Genomic DNA, 26,176 nt, shown 5'->3' with positions numbered 1-26,176 from the left:
CTACCGGTAGCCGCGAGCCAGCAGGTATTTCGCCCCCGCGGCGAAGCCCTCGGGCCCCGGTATCGCGAAACCGAAGGCGTCGGCGAGCCGGTCGGTGATATCGAATGCGGTGCACACCGCCAGGGCGTCCTCGATCTGCCGGGGTGAGACCCCCGCGGCGAGTACCTCCCGCATATCCTCGGCACTCACCGTCCCCTGCCGGGTCAGGGTGGCGAGCATCCGCAACGTCGCACGCAACCCCTCCCCGATGGGCGCGGTATCCGGATCGGCGAGCACGGCCCGGACCTTCGCGCCGTCACGGTAGGCCCGGGTGGCCGTCGCGGTATGGGCGCCGACGCAGAACGCGGACTCGTTCACCACGGACACATAGGCTGCCATCAGCTCGCGGTCGGCCACCGACCATTCGGAAGGCCCGCGCATCGCCTCATGGGTCAAGGCCTTCGCCGCGGCGCCGTAGAAACCCGGCCGGTAGAAGACCAGTTTCGCGGCGTCGGGCAACGGGTGGCCGGAGAAGATCCGGATGATCGCGAACAGGAGTGTGGTTCGGGGCCGGTACCCGCGGTTCAGGATATCGAGCCGCATCAGGGGGCCTCCCCGTCCGCGGTGGCTTCGGCCAGGGCGGCGAGCCCGCTGTCGTACAGCCGGGCCGAGCGGCCGACGGCGGCACATATCACCATTTCGAACAGCTCGTCCTCGTCGAAGCCCGCCGACTTCGCCGCGGCGAAATCGGCGTCGGTGATCCGTCCCGGAGCAGTGACGACCTTCTCGAGCAATGGGCCCAGGGGTGGCGGGATATCGGCGTGGTCGAAGGCCCGGGCCCGCGACGCGCACGATGCCCGGCCGTCCGCGTTCAGCACCCGATCCACCAGGGTTCGGTGCGCCGCCCGCTTCCCGTCCTCTACCGGCACAGCGCCCACGCTACCGCTGCGGCCCCGCCGGCCAGGTCGTTTCGGGCGATCGGCGCCGGGACGCGGGCCCGGCACCCACCCCGCGCACCGGGTCCGTTGCGACAGAACTCGGGACGTTGTTACAGTTCGCCCTGTACACGTTCTCAGGGCGGGGTGGAATTCCCCACCGGCGGTAATGGCATCCGGGCCGATCCGGAGGCATGAGCCCGCGAGCGCCACGGCCTCTCCGGAGGTGGTGGGTCGAGCAGATCCCGGTGCGATCCCGGAGCCGACGGTCAGAGTCCGGATGAAAGAGAACGCGGCACCGGAGCGCCCGCCCGCGGGTCGGTCCTGTTCGCGTTGCCATGCCCTGGGTGACATAGCGAACAGGAGAAACCATGTCACCCGAAACCGCTCGTATCGCCGTCGTCGCCGCGCGCTGGCATGCCGAGATCGTCGACCGGGCCGTGACGGCCTGCCGCACCCGGCTCTCGGAGCGCGGCTATGCCGATATCGAGATCCTCGAGGTTCCCGGCGCGTTCGAAATCCCGTTACAGGTCAAACGATTGGCCGCAACCGGCCGATATGCCGCGATCGCGGGCTGCGCCCTGGTGGTCGACGGCGGAATCTACCGGCACGACTTCGTCGCATCGACCGTGGTGGACGCGCTGATGCGAATCCAGATCGACAGCGATGTGCCGGTGTTCTCCGCGGTCCTCACCCCGCACCATTTCCACGAGCACGCCGAACATCTCACCTACTTCACGCGTCATTTCGAAACCAAGGGCACCGAACTCGCCGACGCCATCGCGGCCACCCTGGCACTGGACACCGTCCCGGCCTGAACCGGCCCGGTGCGGGCCCGACGACAGCGGTCCGCACCGGGTCGCTCGACGACGAACGGCCGCTCAGCGGCCGAACACAGAGGCGAGCAGGTCGGCCGCCGCCCGGTTCATCGGTGCCAGCACCCGCCGGTGCACCAGCGCGGCCGGCCGCACCACGAGCACCTGCCAGCAGCGCCCGAGCGCGCGCAGCACCGGCCGGACCGCGAGGCGATAGACGAAAACGCAGGGCACGACGACCAGGATCCGCACCACGGCGGTCGCACCACGCCAGCCGTAGGAGGCGACCGCCGCCGCGGCGAGCCAGCACGGCCGCAGCACCCACCGCCACAGCTGCCGCAGCGGCCATTCCACACACCATCGCCACAGCCATCCGGCGCTCACCACGATCGCGTACAGCACCGGCCGCAGCAGCCATCGCCACAGCAGACCGAGCACCGGCCGCAGCAGGCGCCGCCACAGCAGGACTTCGACGGCGTGGCGCAGCGGCCGCAGCAGCCAGTCCATCAGCAGCGCGCCCAGAGGTGTGAGGACCATCCCCCACAGCACATGCTGCAGTGCCCACCCCCACAGCACATCCTTCACGAACAGCCACAGCGGCCGGATCAGCCAGAACCAGAGGAACCGCCCCACCGGGGCAAGGAGCGTATCCAGAATGTAGACGCAGACCGCGACCACGGCGCGGCCGCACAATTTCACCCCCTCCCACAGCAACCGCACCGGTACCAGCAGCACGATCGCAACGACACGCGCCACCCATTCACCGGCCGATGCCGGCCGCCGCGGGCCCTGCGGATCTTCCGAAGTCATCGAATCCTCCTCCCACCCGGAATCATCGCATCACGGCACACCGGTGTGAACGCTGTATTCCACACCGCGCGTGAACGCCGAATTCCACACCGCGCGTGAACGCCGAATTCCACACCGCGCGTGAACGCCGTATGCCTCGGGGGACGGCCGAGGGGAATTCCTAGCGCGCGGAAGGCGTGAGCGGACCGTCCTGCCGGTCGAGGAGTTTGGTGGCGATATTGTCCAGTGCCAGGTCCAGCAGCACCCGGTCCCGCGGATCGGCGAAGGTCCAGTCCTCCAGCCGGCCGTCCAGCCACTGCCGCCACTTCGCTTCCAGGCGGCGCACTTCGACGCCACCGGAGCCGGTCAGACGGAGTCGGCCGTCGACGGCCGCCAGATACCCCGCGTCCTGCGCACGGCCGAACAGCGGTGCCAGCACCGCCGGCGGCAGACGGTGGTCCCAGGCCATCTCGGCCAGGGTGGGCGCACCCGCGACCCGGGTACGCACATGCACTTCCACCAGCGCCCACGCCACATCGGGCGCGAGGGGACTCCCGGACTCCTCGAGCACCTCCCGTCCCGGTACCGCGTCCGTTCGCGCGCGCTCCCGGCGCAGCACGTTCGATATCGCGCGTTCCAGTTGCGCCAGATTGTCCGACGAATCCGGTACCCCGAACCCTTCCCCCAGGTCGGCGGCGCCCGCCCGCGCGGAATCGCGCAGCGGCACTTCTTTCAGGAACCAGGCGACCACGAAACCGGCCAGCGCGACCGGAACCACCCACAGGAACACCGAATTGATCGCCGCGGCGTAGGCGTCGATGATCGGCTCCGCCTGCGGTCCGGGCAGGGCCCGCAACGCGGCCGGGTTCTGCGCGGCCTCCGCGGGCACCCCCGTCTCTGCCACCGCGGCCGCGAGCCCGGGAGTGAGCGAATTGCTGTAGAGCGTGCCGAATATCGCGGTCCCGAAGGCGCTGCCCAGAGTCCGGAAGAAGGTGACTCCGGAGGTGGCGGTGCCCAGTTGTTCGTAGGGGACGGTGTTCTGCACCACGATCGTCAGCACCTGCATGGCCAGGCCGATGCCGAGGCCGAGCACCAGCATGTACAGCGACTCCAGCCAGATTCCCGTGTGCTGGTTCATGGTCGACATCAGGAACAGCCCGGCCGCCATCACCGCCGCGCCGGCTATCGGGAAGGCCTTGTACCGGCCGGTCCGCCCGACCACCGAGCCCGACAGCACCGAGGTCACCAGCAGCCCCACCACCATCGGCAGCGTGCGCAGTCCCGACACCGTCGCCGATACGCCGTCGACGTACTGCAGGTAGGCGGGCAGATAGGTCATCGATCCGAGCATCGCGAAACCCACGATGAAGCTGAGAATCGAGCACACCGTGAACACGTTGCCGCGGAACAGTCCCATCGGCAGCACCGGTTCGGGCGCCCGCCGCTCCGCGACGACGAAACCGGCCAGCAGCACCACCGACGCGGCGAACAGGCCCAGGATCATCGCCGAATTCCAGGCGTATTCCTGCCCGCCCCATTCGAGCGCCAGGATCAACGCCGACACCCCGAGGGCCACCAGCGCGATACCGGTGTAGTCGATGATCGGCCGGATATGCGACCGCACCACCGGAATCGTCTTGGCCGCCATCGCGATCATCAGAACGGCGATCGGGATGTTCACATAGAAGCACCAGCGCCAGTCCGCGTGGTCGGTGAACAGGCCACCCAGCGTGGGGCCGAGGACGGTGGTCACCCCGAAGACCGCCCCGAGCGCGCCCTGGTATTTACCGCGTTCCTTCAGTGGAATGGTGTCGGCGATCAGCGCCATCGCCGTCACCATCAGCCCGCCGCCGCCGAGACCCTGCGCGGCCCGGGCCACGATCAATTCCACCATGCCCTGCGACAACCCGGCCGCCGCGGACGCGACGACGAAAACCACGGCGCTGGACTGGAAGACGACTTTACGGCCGAAGAGATCCCCGAATTTCCCGACGAGAATCGTGGCGATCGCCTCGGCGAGCATATAGGCGGTCACCACCCACGCCATATGGCCCGCACCGCCCAGATCGGCGACGATGGTCGGCAGCGCGGTGGAGACGATCGTCTGATCGAGTGCCGCCATCAGCATGCCCAGCAGAATGGTCACGAAGACGAGATTGGTGCGGGAACGACTCATCTGCTCGGCACCGTCGACGGTCCCGCGGCGGGTGGTCATCGGCCGATTATCACCGGGCCCCGCCCGAGCCCTCCGTACAACACGCCGTCCGCTCCCCGGGTGTGCGGCACACGCACCCGCGACGTCACGTTTCTGTCGGCCCGGCGGAGTACGCTCGCACGCGGTCGGCGTGGCGGTGACACCAGGAGGTCGGCAGTGGACGTATTGCTCGGTATCGGAACGCGCAAAGGGTTGTTCCTGGCGCGGAGCACGGACGGCAGGTCGAGCTGGGAGGTGGGCCCGCCGCAGTTCGCGGTGGCCGATGTGAAGGCACTCGCCATCGATACCCGGCGTGCGGTACCGCGGGTCCTCGCGGGCGTGCTGGACAGCCATTTCGGCCCCACGCTCGTAACCAGCGACGACCTCGGCGCGACCTGGACCGAGCCCGACGACGCGCCGCTCGCCTTTCCCGCCGATACCGAAGCGGCGTTGCAGGGCGTCTGGCAGATCGCGCCCGCCACGGACGCCGAACCGGAGGTGGTGTACGCGGGAGTGGAACCGTCGGCGCTGTTCCGCTCCGCCGACGGTGGGCGGACCTTCGAACTGATCCGCGGCCTGTGGGATCACCCGCACCGGCCGGAGTGGATGCCGGGCGGTGGAGGTCTGGCGCTGCACACGGTCCTGCCCCATCCGCGCGATACCCGGCGGCTGGCGGTCGCCATCTCCACCGGAGGCGTCTATCAGACCGGCGACGGCGGGGCCTCCTGGACACCGACGAACAAGGGCGTCACGGCCGACTTCATGCCGGGTGAGCTGCCCGAGTGGGGCCAATGCGTGCACAAGGTCGCCATGGACGCACAGACACCGAGCACCCTGTATCTGCAGAATCACGGCGGCGTCTTCCGCAGCACCGACGACGGTACGAGCTGGCAATCGATCGACGGCGGCCTGCCGCCCTCGAATTTCGGTTTCCCGATCGTGGCCCACCCCGCCCGCCCGGGCGTGATCTACACCTTCCCGCTGGTCGCGGATATGGACCGGTTCCGGTTCCCACCGGAGGCCACCTGCGCGGTGTATCGCAGCACCGACGGCGGCGAGACCTGGTCCGCGCAAACCGACGGGCTGCCGCGGGTGCCGTTCTGGGCAGCGGTCATGCGCGATGCCATGTGCGCCGACGACGCGGACCCGGCGGGTATCTACTTCGGCACCCGCAACGGCGAGGTCTACTGCAGCGCCGATGAGGGCGACCACTGGCAACTGGTCGCCGACCGGCTGCCGGACGTGCTGTGCGTCCGCGCCGCCGTGGTCGGATGACACGGTGGCCCGCGTACGCCTGCCGTCCATGCTCCGGCCCCATGTCGACGGTGCGAAGGAACTCGATGTCGACGGCGGCACTCTCGGCGAGGTCCTGGACATCCTGCGCGAGCGGTCGCCCGCACTGGAGCGGCGGCTCCGCGACGAAAGCGGGGCACTGCGCCGCTATGTGAACTTCTTCGTCGACGGCGACGAATGCCGGACGCTCGACGGCCCCGATACACCCGTCGGGCCCGGCTCCGAGGTGATGATCATCCCGTCGGTGGCCGGCGGGTGAAACACGGCCGGTGGGCGGGGTGCGGGACAGCGACGTAATGTCCACCTCGACCGACGAGCAGAACGGAAGTAGCACCCATCATGTCGAAAATCGTGTTGTTCGGGGCCACCGGGTACACCGGCCGCCTGATCGCCGAGACGCTGATCGGGCGGGGTGCCGCCCCCGTACTCGCGGCCCGTGACGCCACCGCGGTCGGGAAACTGGCCGCGGACCTCGGTGGCGCGGAGACCGCGGTGGCCGATGTGACCGATCCCGCCTCGGTGCGGGCGTTGCTCGGCCGGGGTGATGTCCTGGTGACGACGGTGGGACCGTTCCTGAAATACGGCGGACCCGCGCTGACGGCGGCGGTGACGGCCGGGGCGCATTACTTCGACTCGACCGGCGAAGGCCCCTTCATCCGCAGGGTGTTCGACCACGACGACGAAGCCCGCCGGGCGGGCGCCGCACTGCTCACCGCGTTCGGGTTCGACTACGTCCCGGGCAATCTGGCCGCGGCCCTCGCGCTGGACGAGGCGCCGGAGGCCGTCCGGGTCGATATCGGCTACTTCATCACCGATCCCGGTACCAGCGGCGGAACCCGCGCGTCCATGGCCGGCATGCTCTTCGCCGGTGGTTTCGCGCTACGGGACGGCCGCATCGTCGAGGAACGGACCGGCGCCCGAGTACGTGGATTCGATATCGCGGGCCGCAGGCTCACCGGGGCGTCGGTACCGGGTTCGGAACATCTGACCCTCACCCGGTCCTACCCGCGCCTGCGGGATGCCGGGGTCTATCTCGGGATGCCGGGCATGGCCGCACAGGGCCTGCAGGTCACCTCCGTACTCACCGGTGCGGTCGCCCGGGTCGATCCGCTGCGGCGATTGGCCGAGGGCGCGCTGAATCGTCTCGTCCGCGGATCGACCGGTGGTCCGGATTCCGCGGCACGCGCCCGGACCCGCACCTGGGCGGTCGCGGAGGCGTCCGACGCCGCGGGCCGGGTCGTGGCGTCGGTCACGCTCACCGGTGGCGATCCCTACGATTTCACCGGGGCGATCCTGGCGTGGGGTGCGCAGACCGCGCTCGACGGCGGCCTCCAGGGTGTCGGGGCGCTCGGCCCGGTCGAGGCGTTCGGCCTCGGCACCCTCGCCGACGGAGTCGCCGCCGCGGGGACAACCCGCTAGCCGACGCCCGGTCGGCGCACCCGCGGCGGTCCGGCGAACCGTGGTCAGGCCAGCCCGGGTGCCGGGTCGACCGCGAGCGACAGAGTGTCCTTCACCATCGCCAGCGCCGCACCGAGCGGACTCGACCGGCCACTCACGATGCTGAGGTCACCGGCTTCGCCGCAGTCGAACCGCACCGCCTTCTCGGGGCCTGTCAGGACCCCGAAGGGACTCTCGGTCCGGCGGAATTCCGCCAGGGTCACCACCACCCGCCCGGGTTCGCCGGCCCGCGCCGACGCCACCTGCCGCAGCACCGCCCCGCGCCCGGCCGCATTCACAGCGCGCCGGGCGGTATCGGCAGTCACCGCTTCCGTGTCGACGGTGCACGCACCGACATCCCATCCCCACAGCAGACCGGTCAGCAGGCGCACCTTGGTGGCGGCGTCGGCACCGGAGAGATCGGCGGTGTGGTCCGCCTCCGCGATCCCTCGGTCCCGGGCCACCTCCACGGCCGCGGCGAGCGGCATACCCTCACCCAACCGGTCGAGGACGAAGTTCGCCGTCCCGTTCATACAGCCCTGCACCGTATCGACCTCGAAGCCCCGGAGCCCGGCCCGGGCGAACTCGCCGGCCGGCAACGCCGCGCCGGTCGCCCCCGAGATACGGATACCCCGCCCGTATTCGCATGCCACCCTGTGCAATTCGGACCAACCGGACAACAATGGCGATTTGGTGGCGGTCACCAGGTGGGCTCCGGCCGCCAGCGCCGCGCGGCCGTCGGCGAGCGCTTCCGCGGTGCCCGCCGGGTCCGAGGGCACCGCCTGTGCCACGATCGCCGGCGCGACCTCCGACAGCAACTCCTCGATCGGAGTGCGCGGAGACCATCGACACCGGGCGGGCGGCGGCTCGCCACCCGGGACGACTACCTGACTGCGCCGTCCCCGGATCGCGACCACCCGCGGATCCACGCCGTATCGCCGCCGGAACTCCTCGCGTCGCGAACGGAGGACCGTTTCATACCTCTGGGCGACCGGACCGAAGCCGATCAGCAGAATCGGTAACGGTAGGACGGCCTTCATCCGGGCATCTCCGGTTCCCTCCGTTCGGCGCGCGGACGACAGGCGCACGCGGGTATGCCCGGACGACACTAGTACCGGCCCCGGCGCGCGCCGCCGCCGATACCGGCCCGCACCGTCCTACGATCGCCGTACCAGCGGATATCAGGGAGGTCAGCGATGCTCACGGCCCTCGCCACCGCAGCCGGCGAACCGCTCACGATCACCGAACGCGATATTCCCGTACCCGGGCCCGGCCAGGTGCTTGTCCGCATCACGGCCTGCGGGGTCTGTCATACCGACCTCGACCTGCTCCAGGGGCACTGGCCCGACGCCCCCTTCCCGGTCGTTCCGGGCCACGAGATCACCGGTGTCGTGACCACCGCCGGGCCCGGCGTCACGTGGCCCGAAGTCGGCACCGCGATCGGCGCCCAGTTCCTGGGCGATTCCTGTCGTCATTGCGACTACTGCGCGCGGGGCGAACAGATCCTGTGCCCGCGCAAACGCATCACCGGCATCCTCATGGACGGCGGCTACACCGAATACGCGGTACTGGAAGCCGATTTCGTGACGCCGCTACCGCCCGGACTCGATCCGGTCGCGGCGGCGCCCCTGATGTGCGCGGGCCTGACCGCGTTCAACAGCCTGCGGCAGGCGGGTATCACCGCCACCTCGCGGGTCGCGGTCATCGGCACCGGCGGAGTCGGCGCGCTGGCGATCCGGTACGCCGTCGCCATGGGCGCCCGGGTGGCGGCCGTCGGCCGGTCGAACCGTGGCGAGGCCGCGACACGGGAGCAGGGCGCCGAACTCTTCGTCGCCACCCAGGACACCGATCCCGCCGAGGCACTCCGGAACTGGGACGGCGGCGCGGATCTGATCCTGAACGCCGCACCGTCCACCACGGCGGCGGCGGCAGCGCTGACCGGGCTGGCACCGGACGGCACCCTCGTCCTATGCGGCTACAGTCCCGAATCCCTGGTCCTGCCCCCGCAGCCGATGGTTCTCAACCGGCTGCGCGTCATGTGCAATCCGTCCGGTTCGCCGCACGACGCCCGCGACGCCCTCGCGTTCTCTGCGGCCCACTCGATCCTGCCGGATATCACCCCGATCGGCCTGCGCGACGCCGGCGCCGCACTCGACGCCATGGCCGCGGGCCACGCGGGTGCGCGGTCGGTCATCACCTTCGACTGAGGGCCGGCCCGTCAGTCGTCGGCGCCGCGATGGACGACGATCGGCCGGTCGGCACGGTGCAACAGGTTCTGGCTGGTGGAGCCCAGGAGGGCGGCACGAAACCGCCCCCATCCCTTGCTGCCCACAACGGCCATCTGCCCGTCGTCGAGTGCGCGCAGCAGTTCGCGGGCGGCCGATCCTCGGCGGGACCGTTCCTCGACCGGGACCCCGGGGAAGTCCTTCCGATAGGGGGCGATGATCGTCGACAGTGTGCCGGCTTCGGCGCGCGCTACGGCGTCCCAGTCCATGACCATCGCCGTCGGGCCGAGCAGTTGCATGGCGGTGGGCACGGAGTCCCCGGCAGCGGCGCCTTCGGTCCACGCACGTACCGCGGTCACCGGCGCGGTCAGCAATTCCGCCCATTCGAACGCCAGCCGGGTCGCGGCCGCCGAGATCGGGCTTCCGTCGGCTCCCACCACGATGGGACGTCCGTCGGGACCCGGGTTCGCGGGGTCGCCACGCCAGACCACCACCGGGCACCGCGCGTGAGTGACCACCCGCAACACCGTGGAGCCCAGGATCCAGCGCTCCACCGATCCGGCCCCGGTCGCGCCCAGAACGATCATCGCGGCACCCTCGGCCGCCGCGATCAGTCCGGAAGCGGGCGCCCGATCGTCCGCGAACGGCCGCGTCTCGACTGCGGGAGCCCACTGCCGAACCGATTCCACCGCCGACTCCAGCAGGTCCGAGCGGTAGGCCCGATGCCGCTCCGCCAGTTCGGCCGGAGTGACCGCGATATCGGGCATCGGGCCCGGCGCGGGCGAGGAGTGCACCAGATGTATCGGCAGTGCCAGTTTTTCCGCGAACGCCGCCGCCCACCGGGCGGCCGCCAGCGATGTATCGGATCCATCGACACCGGCCACGATGTACTGTCCCGAGGCGCTCGGCCACATAACCGTCCCACCTTTCGTCCCGCCACCGCGGTCGGTTCACCGGCATCGGCGCACGCCACAGCGCCTTCCGGCCTGTCGACCCGTCGGGCACAGGATAGAAGCAACGCGGTCCCGGGGCGGGCAGACACGCACGCACTCGCCGCGATACCGGACACCGCGCCCATCCGGGCGTCGCCCGACACGCCGTCATGGACGTCGCCGACCGCCGCGCCCCGGCCGCACAGGAGAATTCGTCTGCCCCCCCGCAACGCCGAAGGAGCCGTCACCGCCCGGAAGGAGCCCGACCGTGCCGAAACCGGATGCCGGTCGCAGGCAGGCGCTCTTCGACGCCGACGCCCGGCTGTCCTGGGTGCTCGCCGCCTTGGCCGGGTTGATCGGCGCCGCCGCGTTCACCCATACCGCGGGATATTTCGTCACCTTCATGACGGGCAACACCGAACGCGCGGTTCTCGGCTACTTCCGCGACGAGCCGGATATGGCGGCGGCCGCTCTGGCACTGATCCTGTCGTTCGTGGCCGGTGTCGTGGTCGCGTCGTGGTGCCGGCGCCACTACTGGACCCGGCATCCGCACGGACCGACACTGCTGACGACCGTCTGCCTGGCGGTCGGGGCGGGGACGGATCTCGCCGTGTACCAAACGAACCCGGACGATATCGACTTCGTTCCGATCCTGTTCGTGGCCTTCGGCGTGGGCGCCCTGAACACCTCGTTCATCAAGAACGACGAGGTATCGGTGCCGCTCAGTTATGTGACCGGCACGCTGGTGAAAATGGGGCAGGGCATCGAACGCCACGCCAGCGGCGGTGACTACGCGGACTGGCTCGGATACTTCCTGCTGTACGCGACTTTCGCGCTCGGCGCGCTCGCGGGCGGCTTACTCGGGCTGCTGGTCGCCGGCTGGGCGATGCTGATCACCGCCACCCTCGTTTGCCTCGCTGTCACCGGCTACACGTATCTGCATCTGGACCGGCACGGTCCGTTCGAGGAGTGACGCGACAGGCTCCGGACGTGCTCGACGCCGGCATCCGTGCGCGGGGAGACCCATTCCCCGCGGCGCCACCGGCGACAGCACCATCCACTCTCAGAAAACCAGGCCGAGCACTGCCCATGCCGCGCTGAGAGCGAGCCCCGCGACCGCGGAGCCGAGACCGATTACCGCACTCATGACGTTTCTCTCTTCTTCCGATGAAATGATTGGATGGTTCTCCGGTAAAGAAACTGCAAAAGCGGCGAAGCCCTCGCGACAATAGGCTGTGAACGACTTGGATTCCGAACGCAGCGACCGACAGAGCCATCGCCCGACGGGGACACCCCTTTCTCTGGAGGGTCCACGTGTGCAGACTAACACCTCGAATCGGCACCGTCAGGACCCGTTCACCGGAAAACGGTCCAGTGAATAATTCCGCGTCACCGCCGCCACAAATATCCCCGGCCCGATAATTCCGGAAACGACCCGTCCGCCGCGCGGGATCTCAGCACGCCGGCAGCCGGAAGCGACGGACGGCGATGATCGAAATTCCGGGTGCCGGTAGCTGTCTACCTCGAATTACTTCACGTTCGAACGCCGCCGAGTGACCACCGTCCGACCGCACCCCGGCCGAGCGGCAATGCGACACCCATCTTCGATATCCCGATCTCACCCGCCGCCGGGTGGTGATGATCTCGCTATGGCCCGGAGCTTGCCCACTCCGGGTTATCAGGATTGTTAGACACCTCGCCGCCGCAATAACGAACCAGGTGTCGCGATCCGACGAAATCCCACATCGTCATTCCATTATCCAGAGAATCACACGAATGACCATCGAATTGTGACGATGAAACGCGAATCGATCAGGCAGACGTCTCCTCGGGTTTCGCGCGAATCATTTTCACCAGCGCCTCGTGCAACCTTCCCGCTGTTTCTCCGGCGCGTTTTCCACGCAACTCGACCTCCACGAATCCGTCGATCAGTGCGCGCGCCGGATCGAGCAGGCCCGGCCCGAGATCCAGGCCACCGCCGCCCAGGGAACCGGCCATCAGAATCCGCCACGCCTCCTGCCGCGCCCGGTGACCACCCGCCTCGTCCAGTGCGGCGCCGAACGCGCGAACCACGGCCGCGTACACCGGCCGGGCGGTGGCTTCTGATCGCCGGAATCGCTTTCTGCCCTGCACTGCCACACCGCCCGCGTTCGCGAGTTCGGTCCACGCCAGGGTGATCCACACGCGGGGCGGAGCACCGTCCTCGGGCTCGGCTGTTTTCCGGCGCACGCGGCGCAGTGTGTCCTCGCGCTGTTCGGCGATCTCGATGCCGTACAGCGCGACCGTGTACTTGGCGAACAGCATGTCCACCGCGGCGATGATCTCGCGCACGGTATCGCTGTCGACGGGATGGGTATCGAACCCGCGGGTTTCCAGGCCGTGCCTGCACGCCATCTCACGGACGAGCCCGGGCGTCCGGGTGTCCGCGCCTTCGCCGTACGCCCCCGCCGCGACAGGGTCGTCCGGCGCCGCGGGCGGTACCGGCGCGGGGGAGGGAGTGTCGGCGAATCGCCGATCCTCCACCAGTCGTAGCTGAGAAACCCCCGCCGGTTGCGCGACCTCGCCGGGCTGCCCCGCGACGGCCGCCGGGCCCGGTGCCTGCGGTCCGGACGGTGGCATCTCCGGGTCCGGCAGCAACGACAGTTCGGCCCGCCCGGAGGGCCGGGAACCGGAAACGGATTGCGAGTGATGTTCCGAAGCCACATGCTCCACCTCCCTCGGAGGCAGGTCCGGCGACGATCGCTCGGGCGGCGCCCCGACGGTCACACCGACGTCACTCGGCGCATCCGCAGCCACCCCTGCCTCGCTCGCCGCACCGGCATTCACACCAGCGCTCGGACCGGCCGGGTGTTCGCGGGACAGGCCCACCGGCACCGGCGCCTGGCCGGACGATGAATCGGCCGCAGGCACGGGATCGCTGTCCGGAATCGGACGCCGCCGCTCGCCCGTCTTCGCGGACAGCAGCCCGAACGCGGAAACCCGAGGCGGCCGCCGGATCTCGTATGCCGGGCGGCTCTCCGCCACGGGACGCATCGACCTGTCCGGGATATCCGCCTGCGACCCCACCTGTGGCCCCGTACCCACCACCACCGACCGCCCTTCGGGCGATGCATCGGCCACAGACGAGGAAACACCCGGAGCGGTGTCCGCGCGCGACGGCGGCCGCGCCACCTCCCTCGCGTCGACAGCACCACCGGACGCCGGCCCGCCGCGGGTCCGGCCCGGCGAGGATTCGCCAGGCCGGAGAGCTCCGTGCGGTGTGCCCGCGACCCGCGCGGAGGCAGTGGTTTCGACGGCGGAGGCCGGATCCGGAACCGACGCGGACGAACCGGAAGCGACAACGTCGACTGCCGGAGACCGCCCGACAGTATCGACTGCCGGAGACCGCCCGACAGTATCGACTGCCGGAGACCGCCCGACAGTATCGACTGCCGGAGACCGCCCGACAGTATCGGCTGCCGGAGACCGCCCGGTGGGATCGACTGCCGAGGAAGGTTCCGCGCCGGATACGCCGGCCCGTCTACGCGACCAGGGCGTGGCGGCCCGCGCCGGCGAACCGGCCGAACCCCGGTGCCCACGGGCGGCAAGCCCACCGACGCCGACGTCCGGAACCCGGCCGGCAGGGCTCCGGCGGTCCGAAACGGACACTGCGGCAACGGTTTGCCCCGGAATATGCTCAACCGAGGCCACAGCGGCTTTCAGTTCCGCGGTGACCCGGGAGGCCTCGGCGATCAACTGCTCCAGCGTCGATACCAATGCGCGCAGTTCGACTACGTCTACATCCGGGGTCCGGCTCACCGATCTCTCCGCTTGTCGTCGCCGCAGTCGGACCGGACCGCTCATCAGTCCGGCCGATACCAACGGTAGGGACTCACACTGACATAACACCAGTTTGTGCTGTCCACGTTCGCCGCGCGAGCAGCGCGAACTCTCCGGGATGGGAAGTCCCGGCCCCAGGCGGCCTGCCCTCGGACCGGTGCGGCGCCTTGCCGCCCGGAGCCACCGAAAAGTAGACTGTGATCCGCATCACCTATCAGATGCGGGGCGCGCGGCGTGGCGCGAACATCCATCGCACGCACCCCGGTGTGTGTTCCCGCGAAGTCCGTTCGATCCGACACGAGGGGAAGCACACCGAGGAGTACGAATCATGTCCGGTTTGGTACGCAAGAGTTTCGAGTCGCCCGAGGAGACCCGCACCTTCGAGGCGGGCAAGGGCAAACTCGATCTGGTCAATCTCGACTCCGGCGCCGTGGGCCGGGCGGTTTTCGAGCCCGGCTGGAAATGGTCCGAACATGTCAAACCGATCGCGCAGACCGACAGCTGCCAGGCCGCGCACGCGGGCTACTGCCTCGCGGGACACATGGTGGTGGTCATGGACGACGGTGAGAAACAGGAGTACGGGCCCGGCGATTTCATGAGTGTCCCGCCCGGACACGACGCCTGGATCGTCGGCGACGAACCCTGCGTGATGCTCGACTGGCAGGGTTTCGCCGATTACGCCAAACCCTGACCAGACCTCCGATTCAGCGGCGTAGCAGCTGGGTCAGCAATTGACCGCTCTCTTCCAGCGACATATGCGGAAGATACGCGCGGCCGATGGCGATCCCGATGGCCGGCAATGCCGCGGGATCGGGGAATACCATGTACATGGGCCGGTGCCGGGGCTGGAATTTGGCTTTGAAGGCCAGCAGCGACCGGAAACCGTAGACCGGTTCGAGCGTGCGGCCCAGCAGATCGAGCAACGCATCGAGCGCGCCGCGATCGAGATCGGATTCGGCCTGGTCGGCGCCGGCCAGCGGGGCACCGGACAGGCTGAGGAACTCGAGTCCTTCCGCCTTGGCCGACAACGCGGCCGACGCGATGAGGAACTCCATGGCCGCGCGGAATCCATCGGAGCGGCGGCGCATGAAATCCAGCGTCAGGCCGATCGGCGCGCCGTCGCGGCGGACCGGCAGCCACGAAGTGACGGCGTGGACATGGTCGTCCGCGTCGACGGCCAGCAACAGCCGGACCTCCGGGTCACGGAGTTCGGCGAGCCCACCGAGTGTGAAACCCATTTCGGGCAGGCCCTTGTCCGCCGCCCATTCCTCGGAGATGTCCACGATCTGCTCGGTGACCGACAGCGGGGCATCGGCGAACGTCGTCCATCTCGCTTCGATCCCTTCCTTGCCGGCGCGGTTCAGAGCGGTCCGCACATCCTGGAATTTCTTGCCCTTGAACGCCAGGCCGTCCAATTCGATCAGGGTTTCCTCCGCCACCTGCAGGCAGCTCCAGCCGTGTTCACGGGCCAGGGCGGCGGTGTCGTGCCCGACCGAATAGAAACAGGGGGTCCACCCGTTGCCGAGGCAGAAGGCCGCGAACCCGTCGACCGCTTCGGCCAGTCCGGCGCGGTCACCGATCGGTTCTGTGATGGTCAGAGCGACACCGGAATGCACGCGGTACGCCACGGCGTGCCGCCCGTCGGCGGTGAACCAGTACCTGTTGCCCGCCCAGGTACTCATCCATGACAGCGAGCCGCCACCGGGATCGTGCAGCAGTTTCCGCACCCGGCGCTCGCCCCCGGCGTCGTACCCCGACGGTGGGATGAGGAAGCTCCGCAGCATCAGCCCGCAGAACACGGCCCACACCAGGACACCGATCCACTCGAACAGCGCGGTCGCCGCCGGGGTCAGTGGCAGGACCTGCGGCTCGAAGAGCTGGAGATACACCGGTGGGAGCAGCCGCAGCGGTGCATCCCGGAGCAACGTGCCGACGCCGGGCTCCCGATCGAAACCGTCACCCAGCAATGTCCCCGACACCACATACGCCACGAGAGCCGTCCCGGCCGCCGCGAGGGCGACCGGCCAGATCCGGCGATAGGTCCCGCGCGGTGCGCGAACATCGAACAGTCGCCCCGTCGCCAGCAGCAGTATGAGAACCGCCACTAACGCGAGCAGCGGAGCGAACTCCATACAGACCGAGCTGTGCCGGTGAATGCCGTAGAGCAGTGAACGCGTCTGATCCTGTCCGGTGATCCGGACGATCACACTGGCGGCGGCCACGACGACGAGCGCGGCGTGCCCGCCCACCGACAGCAGCCACGCCGCGCGCCGGCCGCGGCGCAACCCCTCGGCACCGATGAGCAGCACCACCGACGGCATGAGGTTCATCATCAGCGGGCCGATCCCGGACAGGCTCAGGGCCTGCTGCCCACGGCGGCATTCGTCGTGCAGGGCCGGGTCGGCGCAGACATCGACCAGTTCGCGCGCACTATAGGGGACCTGGTCGAACAGCTCCCGCAGTGACGACAGCGGCCCGATGGCATGCGGTGAGAACACCGCGAGCAGCGGACCGGCGACACTGGCGGCGACGACCAGCGCGACCAGGGTGCGGCGTTCCCGGATCGTCCCGCCGAGCGCCGGGGGGCGGGCGGCGCGCCCGAACAGCACCGGACCGACGAGCAGTCCGGCCACCGCGACCGATGATCGCGTCACATCCTGCAGATGCCCGGCGAAAAGCGCGGCGGTCACGAGAACCACCAGCAGCAGTGTCCGGATCCGGCGGCGCCACAGGGTGTGCATGGCAGCGGTGGCCGCCAGCAATGCGCCGAGCACCCACGGCAGGGGCTCCTCGGTCACATGCCCGTGCAGTTCCAGACCCCACGAGTTCGGCACCGCCGAGGCGAGTTGCGCCGCGATCAGGGCCACGGCCGCGCCGGCGCCCTGGGATACGAACACCGCGATCGCGAACCTGCGGCTGCCGATCCGGTGTTCGACCGGCACCGCGATGGCCAGGATGAACAGACTCGACAGCAGATAGTCGCCGAAACCGGAGGCGAACAGGCCCGAGGTCCACAGCGTCCACACATGACCTTCGGTGAAGGTGCGGATCCCGAGCGAGACATTCGACGCGAGCTCGGGCGAGGGGCCTCTGCGCACTGCGCCGGTCGCGACGGCGAGTACCCAGATCACCACCAGCAGGCCGAGAGCCACGGGGGCGCGGGCGGCTCCGGAAACGATACGGGTCGTCATGACACGTCGAGGCCGAGTCGGTGGCCGAGCCACGGCATCTCCTTCTCGAGTCCGGCGGACCACACGGCGAAGCTGTGCGCCCCGGGCAATTCGGTCAGGTGGACCTCCATACCCGCGGCCCCGGCCGCGGCGGCGAGCTGCTCCATCCCGCGCCGGTACTCGGCGTCGTCGAGGCCCACCACGAACGCGCCGGCGGAGTCGGGGTAGCGATTGCGGGCCAGCAGGTCGGCGGGATTGTTCCGCGCGAAGGCCGCGGCGTCGCCGCCGAACGCCGCCCGCAGCGTCGAGTTGCGGTCGCCGAGCGTGGGCTCGGACTGTCCCGACATATCGAGGAAGGTGGGATAAACCTCGGGGCGGGTGGTGGCGAGTTGCAGGGCGCAGGTGCCGCCGTAGGAGAGTCCGCCCACGGCCCACGCGCGCGGATCCGGGTCGACCTGCAGGTGGGTACGTACCCACTGCGGTACATCGACGGCCAGATAGGTGGCCGCGTTGCCGAGTGCCGAGTCGACGCACAGCGGGTTGCCGAGGCGGCTGCCGGTGCCGTCGGCGAGGACGACGACGGGTGCCAGCCCTCGGTGGGCGGCCGCGTACTCGTTCATGATGTCGGTGAGCCTGCCGCCGACGAGCCAGTCGTCGGTACTGCCGGGCTGCCCGGCCAGCAGTACGAGCACGGGCAGTGCGGGTCGCGGCGAGGCGAAATAGGCCGGCGGCAGGTAGATCCGCGCCTCACGGGCGGAGAATCGGGAGGTCATACCCGGTATGGCCGTTTTCGTCACCGCGCCGGTGTCCGGCAGATCGTCGGGCGGCACCCAATTCCCGGGCGGCGTCGGGGACGCACCCGGATCCGGCGCCAGTGCGGCATCGAACGGGACCGTGCGGTAGTCGCTGCGACCGACCACCTCACGCACTGTCGGATACGCGTCGAATACCGCGTTGATCCCCCCGGCGGCGCAGAGGACGACCGCTGCCGCCGCGGCGAGCAGTCCGGCGGCGGCAGCCGGGCGCGCCCGGTCGCGTCCGCGGGCGAACCACCGGCCGGCGAGCAGTGCGACCGCGAGTACCGCCACACCCGACCAGGCATAGACACTGCGCGGCAACGGGTCGGGGAAGGGCCGCCACACCCTGTCGATCAGCACCGCGGCCGCCACGATCGTCACCACAGCCACCACAGCTGCCGCGGAGACGACCGCGATCACCCGGCGACGGCCACGCCGAATGGCCAGCGTTGCCAGCCCCACCACCGTGACCATTACGAACACACCGACCGCCGCCGTCGTGGTCACGCGCAGATCGAGTATCGCCTCGATAGGCCCGGTCCACGACATGACACCCAGTATGCAAGCGCGCCGCACCCGCACACATGATCGACACCGGTTGCCCGACACCCGTGCCGTCGGCGCCCGGGCGCACGCGCCGGATGCCGTTGCCCGGGCACTGGCCACCACCCGCCGCGGGTCGTCCCGCTAGACCTGCTCCGGACAACGCCGGTCCGGGAGCCCACACGGAATCTCCACAACTGGTACCGGTTCTCTCCACACCCGGTGGCTAGGCTCGCCCAGCATGGAACAGAACGCACCGGCCGGGGGAGCTACGGCGCGACGAATCCTGGTGGTCGACGATGAGCCCACGATCGCGGAATCGGTTGCGGCACGGCTGCGAGCCGAGGGCTTCACAGTCGACATGGCATACGACGGCCCCGCCGCGGTGGCCGCCGCGGGGCGCTTCGCACCCGATCTCGTCGTCCTCGATGTCATGCTGCCCGGCTACGACGGGCTGGAGGTGTGCCGCCGCATTCAGGCCGAACGCTCGATTCCCGTGCTCATGCTCACCGCGCGGACCGACGAAACCGATCAGCTCATCGGTCTCGGGGTGGGCGCCGACGACTATCTGACCAAACCGTTCTCGCTGCGGGTCCTGACCGCACGCGTGCATGCGCTGCTGCGCCGGGTCGAGCGCGCCGGGCAGGGCCACGGCACGATCACCGTGGTCGGCGATCTCCGGATCGACGCCGACCAGCGCAGAGTCTGGCGCGAGGGAGTCGAAGCGCAGCTGACCCCGCTGGAATTCGACCTGCTCGCACGGCTGGCCCGGCGTCCCCGCGCGGTGCTCGCACGCGAGCGCCTGCTCGAGGAGGTGTGGGATTGGGCCGATGCCGCGGGCACCCGGGCGGTCGACAGTCATATCAAGGCGCTACGCCGTAAGCTCGGCGCCGACCTGATCCGGACGGTCCACGGGGTCGGCTACGCCTTGGAGCCAAGGTGACACGCCCCGCGTCCGCTCCGGCCGGCACCGCCGACGGCGATCCCGGCCGCCCCGCGATCGTGGCCACGATGCGGCGCCTACCGAACAGGGTGGCGGCGGCACTACCCCGGCCACTGGATCGGATCCGCTCCCTCAAACTCAAACTGGCCATCCTGATGACCTTCGCGGGTGGTCTGGCCTTCGGATACTTCCGGCTGCGGATCGGCTGGCTGCCACCGATGACCACCCTGGCGGCGATGCTCATCGCACTGGTGTCCTCCCAGTTCCTGGCGCACGGCATCACCATGCCGCTGCGGGAGATGACCGCCGCTGCCCGGCTGATGGCGCGCGGCGACTACACCACCCGCGTCCGCGCGTCCTCCCGGGACGAGGTGGGCCAGCTCGCCGAGGCGTTCAACCGCATGGCCGCCGATCTCGCCGCGGCCGATCGGCAACGCCGTGACCTGATCGCCAATGTCTCGCATGAGCTGCGTACGCCGATCACCGCGTTGAACGCCGTCCTGGAGAACCTGGTGGACGGCGTGTCCGAACCCGATCCGCGGACACTCGAAACCGCCCTGGCCCAGACCGAACGGCTGGGGCGGCTCGTCTCCGAACTCCTCGACCTGTCCAGTATCGAGGCGGGGGCGGTACCGCTGGAGCGCGAAGAGTTCGATATCGCACCGCTTTTCGCCGAGGTGACCGCCGAGGGCGAGGTCATGACGGCGGCGCTCGGCCGCGGTATCCGATTCCGCAGCGAAGTCGACCCGGCCGGCGCCACCGTATACGCCGACCGCGCCCGCCTCCACCAGGTGCTGGTGAATCTCCTGGACAATGCCGCCCGGCACGGCCCCGCCGGCGGTGAGGTACGGATACGCGCCCACCTCGCCGGTGGTGATCTCGTCGTCGATGTCGACGACGACGGTCCCGGTATCCCGCCGGAACAACGCGAACGCATCTTCGACCGTTTCACTCGTGGCGGCCGCACCGACGGCGGCGGCACCGGGCTCGGCCTCGCCATCGCACGCTGGGTGATCGACCTGCACCACGGCTCCATCGCCGTGGCCGATCCCGGCTCACGGATCCGCGTCGTCCTCCCGTCCTCCCGGACACCCGACCTCTGATATTCCCCGCTCACCCACCCGGAAGCCGCTCGGCCCCGGGGCGATACCGCACACCCTCAGGAGCGACACCATGCCCAGACGACCTGTCCCGGACGTCACCACCCAGCGCACTCACGCACCGGAATCGGCCGGTACCGCGACAGCCTCCGAGCCGACGGAACCCGCGGGTGCTGCCTCGCGTACTCCCGCCCCCGCCGCCCCGCCCCGATGGCGTCAGGTGGCCTACACCTCCGGCGCCCTGCCCGCGGCGGGGATCGCCGGTCTGGTCACCGCGGTCGCCGTCCCCGTGGACCGGCCCGGAATCGGCTGGCTGCTCGCGGGATCCGCCGTGGCGGGGGCGGTGGTCGTGGTCCGTCGTCGCGCACACCGGACCGATCCGGGCGAGAAACAACCGGCCGGGACGGTCCGGAATCGGGAACGGCTGTTCTGGTCGATCGCGGCGCTCGCTCTGCTGGCGGTCGGTACCTTCCGGGCCGCCGGCTGGTTGTTCGCCCTGTGCGTGGCGGCCGCGGCCGTCGCCGGGTCACTCGCGGTGGTGGATAGGCGATCGGGCCGCGGGATATTCCGGGACGCGGCCGCCGTCCCCCTGGCATCCCTCAGCGGCCTCGCGTGGGTCTACACCGCGCAGAGCGGGCGGTCGCGCAGCGCGGGTGAACGCACCCGGAGACTCGGGGTATCCGTGGCCGTAACGGCCGGGCTGCTGGCGGTTTTCGTACCGCTGCTGGCCGGCGCCGATGCCACTTTCGCCGCGCTGGTCGAGGGACTGATTCCGCGGCTGGACGGCGATATCTTCGTGCGCTGGATCGTGCTGTTCCTGGCGGCCGCATCGGGCTGTCTGGGCGCGTTCTATCTGCTCGCTCGCACCCCCGCCGAGTCGGCGACCCCGGATCCCGGCCGGAGCCGGACAGTGGCGCGGCTCGAATGGGGGCTGCCGGTCGGTGCGCTGACGGCGGTGTTCGCGGTCTTCGTCGGCACCCAGCTGATGGCTCTGTTCGGTGGCGACGACTATGTGCAGCGCACCGCCGGCCTGACCTACGCCGAATATGCACGCGGCGGGTTCTGGCAACTGTCGGCGGTCACCGTACTCACTCTCGGCGTCATCCTGCCCGTACTGCACCGAGCCGCCCGGGATTCGGCCGCGGACCGCCGGTGGTTGCGACTCGTGCTGTGCGCGATCAGCGGGCTCACCCTGGTGATGATCGCCTCCGCGCTCGGGCGGATGTGGACCTACCAGCAGGCGTACGGATTCACGGTGCTGCGGCTCCTGGTCGGCACCTGTGAACTCTGGCTCGGCATCGTCTACGTCCTGGTGATCGTCGCCGTGCTGCGCTTGGAAGCGAGCCGGCTGCCGCGTATCGCCGCCGGTACCGCCGTGACCGCGCTGCTTCTTCTCGCCCTGCTGAATCCAGAGGCCCTGGTGGCATCCGGCAACATCGACCGCTGGCAACGCGGTGCGGAACTCGATACCGACTATCTCGCAGGTATGTCGGCCGATGTCATCCCCGTCCTCGACCGTCTGCCCGCGGCGATCAGGCTCGAGCTGCGCGACCGGCTCGGCTCCGGACCGGACGACGACACCTGGAACAGCTGGAACCTGGCCCGGACGCGGGCGCGATGAGAACAACGGAGACAACCGGCGCCCGGCCCGCGCCCGGCGGATCTCAGCGATACTCCGCCAGCCCCTCCGCCATTTCGGCCGGATCGCCGTCACGCAGGCCGGCCAGTGCCTGCTGCAGTGCGAACGTGCCACGGACGGCCGCGATACGGGTGCCGAGACCCGGGTCCACCGGGCCGTGGCGGGTGAGGATGCCGTGCACGAACGCGCACCCGTGGCCCGCTTCGATCGCCGCGAGATCCTCGGCCGGGTCCCCCAGGGCGATATCGTCCCAGTCGAGCACTCCGGTCAGCCGCGGTACACCGTCCGCCCACGCCCACAACACATTTTCCGAGCCCAGGTCACCGTGCACGACCGCGTCGTCGAGCGGCGGGACCGCAGCGAGCGCGGTGAGTTCCCGGCCCGCCCGCCGCCGCCCGCGGTCCGACATCAGCGGGAACAGATCCGTGCGTACTTCGCGGGCGAACCGCGGCCACCGGTCGACCGGCGTACGCGGCAAACGGCGGCGCACCACGGCATCTTGTCCGGCTCGGGCCAGCGCGGTCAGCAGCGCCGCGTACTGGTCCGCGACCCGGCTCGCCGTCTCGGAGCCGGACAGTGCCGCCGGATCGAGTGGGGCGCCGGGGATCCGGTCGAGCACCAGATAGGGCGTCGCATCGGCGTCTCGGCCGGCCGCCAGCGGAACCGGTGCCCGGACGCCGAGGTCCAGCTCCGCGAGCATCCGCAGCGTCCGCGCCCGCCGGGGCAGCCGCCCGGCGGCCGCCGGGGTGCGCGGCAGGCAGACCACCCGGTCGGCGCCCACGATCACCTCGTAGAACTGGCCCCGGCACACCACGGTGTCCGGTTCGGCCGGCAGCAGCCGCCGCAGGAGGTCACGGCGGAGGTCGCGAATATCCTCCGGCGGCGGTGCCGGGGTGGGGCCGGTGGGGTCGCGGCGCGGGACCGGCACCGCCCACGCGGAATCAGATGCCCGGGTCTCCACCGCTCCACCTCCATTTCGTCCCGCGCCGAACATATCCGTGGCGATCGCGGCCGGTCGGACGGCACCGCACCACCGTGCCCGGGCCGGCTTCCCCGGCAACACAGCCTGGGCCGACCACGGCGCCGGCGCCCACCGGTATCCATGTTACTGTCCAGTAGGTCACAGGCGTGAAACACGCCACGTTCGGCGGCGCACTGTGATCCAGCACCCGGATAAGGTTCCAGGGCGGAGGGCATGGAGAGTGACGATGATTCGGAAACAGTGGCGTTCCCGGTGGGGTCTGCGTGGGTCGGCAGGACGGAGCGCCGCCGTCGCGGTGGTCATCGCCTGCGCCGCCGCGGTGGGGATCGCGGCGCATCAGCCGGAGGCGGCCGCGGCCCCCGACGACTTCTACCTCCCCCCGGCGCAGATCCCGGCCGAGCCCGGGACGGTCATCAAGACCCGGCCGATGTCCCTACTGGCCACCCTGCCCACCGAGCAGGGCTGGCCGGGCAAGGCCGACCACGTCATGTACACCACCCGGTTGCAGGACGGATCGCCGGTGGCGGTCACCGGCACCTATATCGATGCCGCGGGTCCGTGGCTGGGGGCCGGCCCGCGACCGACAGTGGTCATCGGTCCCGGCACCTCCGGCCAGGGCGACCGGTGCGCGATGTCGAAGGCATTCTCCACCGGGATCTCGATCACCGCCGATCCCTCCCCCTCCCTGTCCGCGAACCAGGAACTGCCGTCGTCGGCGGTGTGGAGCAGGCTGGGCGCGCGCGTCCTGGTCACCGACTACATCGGCCTGGGCACACCCGGTATCCACACCTACGCCAACCGGATCGAACAGGCGCACGCCGTTCTCGACGGTGCGCGGGCGGCCAACGCGCTGGGTGGCGTCGGCGCCGACACTCCGCTGGTGTTCTGGGGTTACTCCCAGGGCGGCGGCGCAGTGGGCGCGGCCGCGGAGATGCAGCCCGATTACGCGCCGGAACTGAACCTCCGGGGCACCTGGGCGGGCGGCCCCGTCGCCGATCTGACAGCGATCCTGGAGCGGATCGACGGCGCGCTCATCGGCGGCGCCATCGGTTTCGCCGTCAACGGCCTGCTGGCCCGCTACCCCGATCTACAGAAGGCGGTGGACCGCGTCACGGGTCCGGCCGGACGCGACACCCTGCGCGAACTCAGCGATATGTGCATCGGGGACATCATCACCCGCCATCCGTTCATGAAGACGAGTTCGCTCACCGTCGACGGACGCTCACTCACCGAACATCTGAACGAGATTCCCGAGGCCGCTCCGGCGCTCACCGAACTCCGGCTCGGCAGTCGCGCCCCGGCAACCCCGGTCCTGATCACGAGCGGGCTCAACGACGACACCGTCCCCTACAACCAGGCCCGGCGCCTCGCCGACGAATGGTGCGCGCAGGGCGCCACGGTCACCTTCCGTACCAACGACCTGCCGCCCATCCTGCCCGGCACCACCATCCCCAACCATTTCGGTCCGGAGATGATCGACGGATTCGGCCCGGACAACGCGATCACCTACCTGCTCGATCGTCTGGCCGGTAAGCCGGTGTCCGGCTGCACGATCGACTGATCCCGGAAAGGCGCGGTGGGCAGGCGGCGATACGCCTACCCCACCCCCGCGCTGTTCTGCTTCCGACCGCCCCGCCGAAGGTGATACCGATCACCACGGCGGGGCGGTCCTTTCTTCGCCGCCGCCGAACCCGGCGATCTCCGGTCCAGAGCGGAAAACTCCCCGATGACAGGCGCCGACGACCGGCGCACAGCCGCGCGGAAGGCCACATCCCCCCCTCTCAGCCCTAGGTTCCCCTGGGCCGCCCCGGACACAGCGTGGCGCCACGATAATCCCAAATGTCCGGAAAACTACCGCTACCTGCGCCTTTCACCGGACCCCCGATAGTTGATTAGCACAAGCAACCGATATATTGTTGATTACCGAAAGAAACTAATCACTGTCTTGGAGTCGCCGTGACCGTCTCAGCCGCCACCGCGCAGAAACTCCTCGGCGAAATGTTCCAGATCAGCCGGGCACTGCGTTCGGCACTGGCCCACTCCGACGCCGGCGAGCTCCTGCCCGGGGCACTCGGTGTCCTCACCACCCTCGAGACGAGGGGCCCGTGCCGTCAGGTCGACCTCGCGAGCGATCTGCGCATCACCGCGTCGGCGATGAGCCGGCACATCACCGAGCTGGCCGCCGCAGGATATATCAGCAGACGAGCCGATCCCAGTGACGGCCGGGCCGCCTTGGTCGAGCTGAGCGACGACGGGCAGAACCTGCTCCACCACGCGCGGGACATCCATACCCGCCATCTGCAGGAAACGCTCGACGACTGGTCCGAGGACGACGCCGAACAGGCTTTTCTGGCCGTGCGACGACTCCGTAATTCCCTCAATGCCCCCAATTCCGGCGACCGCTGTGGCGTACCGGACGACAATTCGCAGGTTTCGAAAGTGAGAGCCGATGTCTGACACCGAGGCACCCGCAGCCTCTCGCGATCCGCTCGCCATGAGCCATCGCCAGATCCTCGAAGCGATGACCGGCCTGCTGGCCGCGCTGTTCACCGCGCTACTCAGCACCACCATCGTCGCCAACGCC

Annotated in this window: 22 protein-coding genes and 1 riboswitch; of the genes, 12 read left to right on the top strand and 10 right to left on the bottom strand. The window is 69.8% G+C overall.

The genetic code is table 11. The annotated features are described in order from the left end of the window. Together AB0F41_RS02985 and AB0F41_RS02980 are read right to left on the bottom strand one after the other, a co-directional pair. Positions 1-582, bottom strand: a complete 582-nt coding sequence (locus AB0F41_RS02985) for a carboxymuconolactone decarboxylase family protein (protein ID WP_357421013.1) — start codon at positions 580-582, stop codon at positions 1-3. Next, a complete protein-coding gene (locus AB0F41_RS02980; protein ID WP_357421012.1) occupies positions 582-908 on the bottom strand; it encodes a hypothetical protein in 327 nt (108 codons plus the stop codon). Before AB0F41_RS02980 ends, AB0F41_RS02985 begins: the two co-directional genes overlap by 1 nt. A gap of 135 nt (positions 909-1,043) precedes the next feature. Next, a riboswitch (FMN riboswitch) is annotated at positions 1,044-1,210 on the top strand. A 75-nt stretch (positions 1,211-1,285) separates the two neighbouring features. Here AB0F41_RS02980 and AB0F41_RS02975 point away from each other — a divergent pair. Continuing rightward, on the top strand, positions 1,286-1,732 hold the full coding sequence (locus AB0F41_RS02975) for a 6,7-dimethyl-8-ribityllumazine synthase (protein WP_357421011.1): 447 nt from the start codon (positions 1,286-1,288) through the stop codon (positions 1,730-1,732). Between the two features lie 63 nt (positions 1,733-1,795). Here the strand turns inward: AB0F41_RS02975 and AB0F41_RS02970 are convergent, their stop codons facing one another. Together AB0F41_RS02970 and AB0F41_RS02965 are read right to left on the bottom strand one after the other, a co-directional pair. After that, positions 1,796-2,539: a hypothetical protein gene (locus AB0F41_RS02970; RefSeq protein ID WP_357421010.1), complete on the bottom strand. Its 744-nt coding sequence runs from the start codon at positions 2,537-2,539 to the stop codon at positions 1,796-1,798. A 160-nt stretch (positions 2,540-2,699) separates the two neighbouring features. After that, positions 2,700-4,733 (bottom strand): MDR family MFS transporter, encoded by a 2,034-nt coding sequence (locus tag AB0F41_RS02965; RefSeq protein ID WP_357421009.1) that lies wholly within the window; start codon positions 4,731-4,733, stop codon positions 2,700-2,702. A gap of 156 nt (positions 4,734-4,889) precedes the next feature. On the opposite strand from AB0F41_RS02965, the gene AB0F41_RS02960 reads away from it, so the two are divergent. From AB0F41_RS02960 to AB0F41_RS02950, 3 genes are all read left to right on the top strand, one after another. Beyond that, entirely contained in the window at positions 4,890-5,987 is a 1,098-nt protein-coding gene (locus AB0F41_RS02960) for an exo-alpha-sialidase (RefSeq protein ID WP_357421008.1), read from the top strand. A gap of 4 nt (positions 5,988-5,991) precedes the next feature. Further along, a complete protein-coding gene (locus AB0F41_RS02955; RefSeq protein ID WP_357421007.1) occupies positions 5,992-6,264 on the top strand; it encodes a MoaD/ThiS family protein in 273 nt (90 codons plus the stop codon). A gap of 80 nt (positions 6,265-6,344) precedes the next feature. After that, the gene (locus AB0F41_RS02950) at positions 6,345-7,424 is read left to right on the top strand and encodes an NAD(P)H-binding protein (protein ID WP_357421006.1); all 1,080 of its coding nucleotides are present in this window, start codon (positions 6,345-6,347) and stop codon (positions 7,422-7,424) included. 44 nt (positions 7,425-7,468) lie between these two features. On the opposite strand, the gene AB0F41_RS02945 is transcribed toward AB0F41_RS02950, so the two are convergent. Beyond that, positions 7,469-8,482 carry a hypothetical protein gene (locus tag AB0F41_RS02945; protein WP_357421005.1) on the bottom strand — a complete coding sequence of 338 codons (1,014 nt, stop codon included), beginning with the start codon at positions 8,480-8,482 and terminating at the stop codon, positions 7,469-7,471. A 156-nt stretch (positions 8,483-8,638) separates the two neighbouring features. Between AB0F41_RS02945 and AB0F41_RS02940 the strand changes: the two genes are divergently transcribed. Beyond that, the gene (locus AB0F41_RS02940; RefSeq protein ID WP_357421004.1) at positions 8,639-9,649 is read left to right on the top strand and encodes an alcohol dehydrogenase catalytic domain-containing protein; all 1,011 of its coding nucleotides are present in this window, start codon (positions 8,639-8,641) and stop codon (positions 9,647-9,649) included. 11 nt (positions 9,650-9,660) lie between these two features. Here the strand turns inward: AB0F41_RS02940 and AB0F41_RS02935 are convergent, their stop codons facing one another. Then, a complete protein-coding gene (locus AB0F41_RS02935; RefSeq protein ID WP_357421003.1) occupies positions 9,661-10,581 on the bottom strand; it encodes a universal stress protein in 921 nt (306 codons plus the stop codon). A 286-nt stretch (positions 10,582-10,867) separates the two neighbouring features. Between AB0F41_RS02935 and AB0F41_RS02930 the strand changes: the two genes are divergently transcribed. Continuing rightward, complete coding sequence (locus tag AB0F41_RS02930; protein ID WP_357421002.1) at positions 10,868-11,572, top strand: YoaK family protein; 705 nt, start codon at positions 10,868-10,870, stop codon at positions 11,570-11,572. A gap of 839 nt (positions 11,573-12,411) precedes the next feature. Here the strand turns inward: AB0F41_RS02930 and AB0F41_RS02925 are convergent. Beyond that, the gene (locus AB0F41_RS02925; RefSeq protein WP_357421001.1) at positions 12,412-13,302 is read right to left on the bottom strand and encodes a hypothetical protein; all 891 of its coding nucleotides are present in this window, start codon (positions 13,300-13,302) and stop codon (positions 12,412-12,414) included. A gap of 1,444 nt (positions 13,303-14,746) precedes the next feature. Here AB0F41_RS02925 and AB0F41_RS02920 point away from each other — a divergent pair. Further along, the gene (locus tag AB0F41_RS02920) at positions 14,747-15,109 is read left to right on the top strand and encodes a cupin domain-containing protein (RefSeq protein WP_357421000.1); all 363 of its coding nucleotides are present in this window, start codon (positions 14,747-14,749) and stop codon (positions 15,107-15,109) included. Positions 15,110-15,122: 13 nt separating this feature from the next. Here the strand turns inward: AB0F41_RS02920 and AB0F41_RS02915 are convergent, their stop codons facing one another. Together AB0F41_RS02915 and AB0F41_RS02910 are read right to left on the bottom strand one after the other, a co-directional pair. Further along, positions 15,123-17,609, bottom strand: coding sequence for a DUF2156 domain-containing protein (locus tag AB0F41_RS02915; protein ID WP_357420999.1), 2,487 nt, complete (start codon positions 17,607-17,609; stop codon positions 15,123-15,125). Next, the gene (locus AB0F41_RS02910; protein WP_357420998.1) at positions 17,606-18,934 is read right to left on the bottom strand and encodes an alpha/beta hydrolase-fold protein; all 1,329 of its coding nucleotides are present in this window, start codon (positions 18,932-18,934) and stop codon (positions 17,606-17,608) included. Before AB0F41_RS02910 ends, AB0F41_RS02915 begins: the two co-directional genes overlap by 4 nt. A 235-nt stretch (positions 18,935-19,169) precedes the next feature. On the opposite strand from AB0F41_RS02910, the gene AB0F41_RS02905 reads away from it, so the two are divergent. The 3 genes from AB0F41_RS02905 (at position 19,170) to AB0F41_RS02895 (ending at position 22,592) form a co-directional block, all read left to right on the top strand. Next, on the top strand, positions 19,170-19,871 hold the full coding sequence (locus AB0F41_RS02905) for a response regulator transcription factor (RefSeq protein WP_357420997.1): 702 nt from the start codon (positions 19,170-19,172) through the stop codon (positions 19,869-19,871). Between the two features lie 68 nt (positions 19,872-19,939). Then, positions 19,940-20,974 carry an ATP-binding protein gene (locus AB0F41_RS02900; protein WP_357421422.1) on the top strand — a complete coding sequence of 345 codons (1,035 nt, stop codon included), beginning with the start codon at positions 19,940-19,942 and terminating at the stop codon, positions 20,972-20,974. Positions 20,975-21,044: 70 nt separating this feature from the next. Further along, positions 21,045-22,592: a DUF4173 domain-containing protein gene (locus AB0F41_RS02895; protein ID WP_357420996.1), complete on the top strand. Its 1,548-nt coding sequence runs from the start codon at positions 21,045-21,047 to the stop codon at positions 22,590-22,592. Between the two features lie 43 nt (positions 22,593-22,635). Here AB0F41_RS02895 and AB0F41_RS02890 read toward each other — a convergent pair whose 3' ends face one another. Continuing rightward, a complete protein-coding gene (locus AB0F41_RS02890; RefSeq protein ID WP_357420995.1) occupies positions 22,636-23,571 on the bottom strand; it encodes an aminoglycoside phosphotransferase family protein in 936 nt (311 codons plus the stop codon). 247 nt (positions 23,572-23,818) lie between these two features. On the opposite strand from AB0F41_RS02890, the gene AB0F41_RS02885 reads away from it, so the two are divergent. Continuing rightward, complete coding sequence (locus AB0F41_RS02885; protein WP_357420994.1) at positions 23,819-25,153, top strand: lipase family protein; 1,335 nt, start codon at positions 23,819-23,821, stop codon at positions 25,151-25,153. A 395-nt stretch (positions 25,154-25,548) separates the two neighbouring features. Next, positions 25,549-26,049, top strand: coding sequence for a MarR family transcriptional regulator (locus AB0F41_RS02880; protein WP_357420993.1), 501 nt, complete (start codon positions 25,549-25,551; stop codon positions 26,047-26,049). Positions 26,050-26,176: the final 127 nt, after the last annotated feature.

The sequence above is a fragment of the Nocardia sp. NPDC024068 genome (genome assembly GCF_040638875.1).
GTDB lineage: Bacteria > Actinomycetota > Actinomycetes > Mycobacteriales > Mycobacteriaceae > Nocardia.
This window is presented reverse-complemented; position numbering and strand designations above follow the sequence as displayed.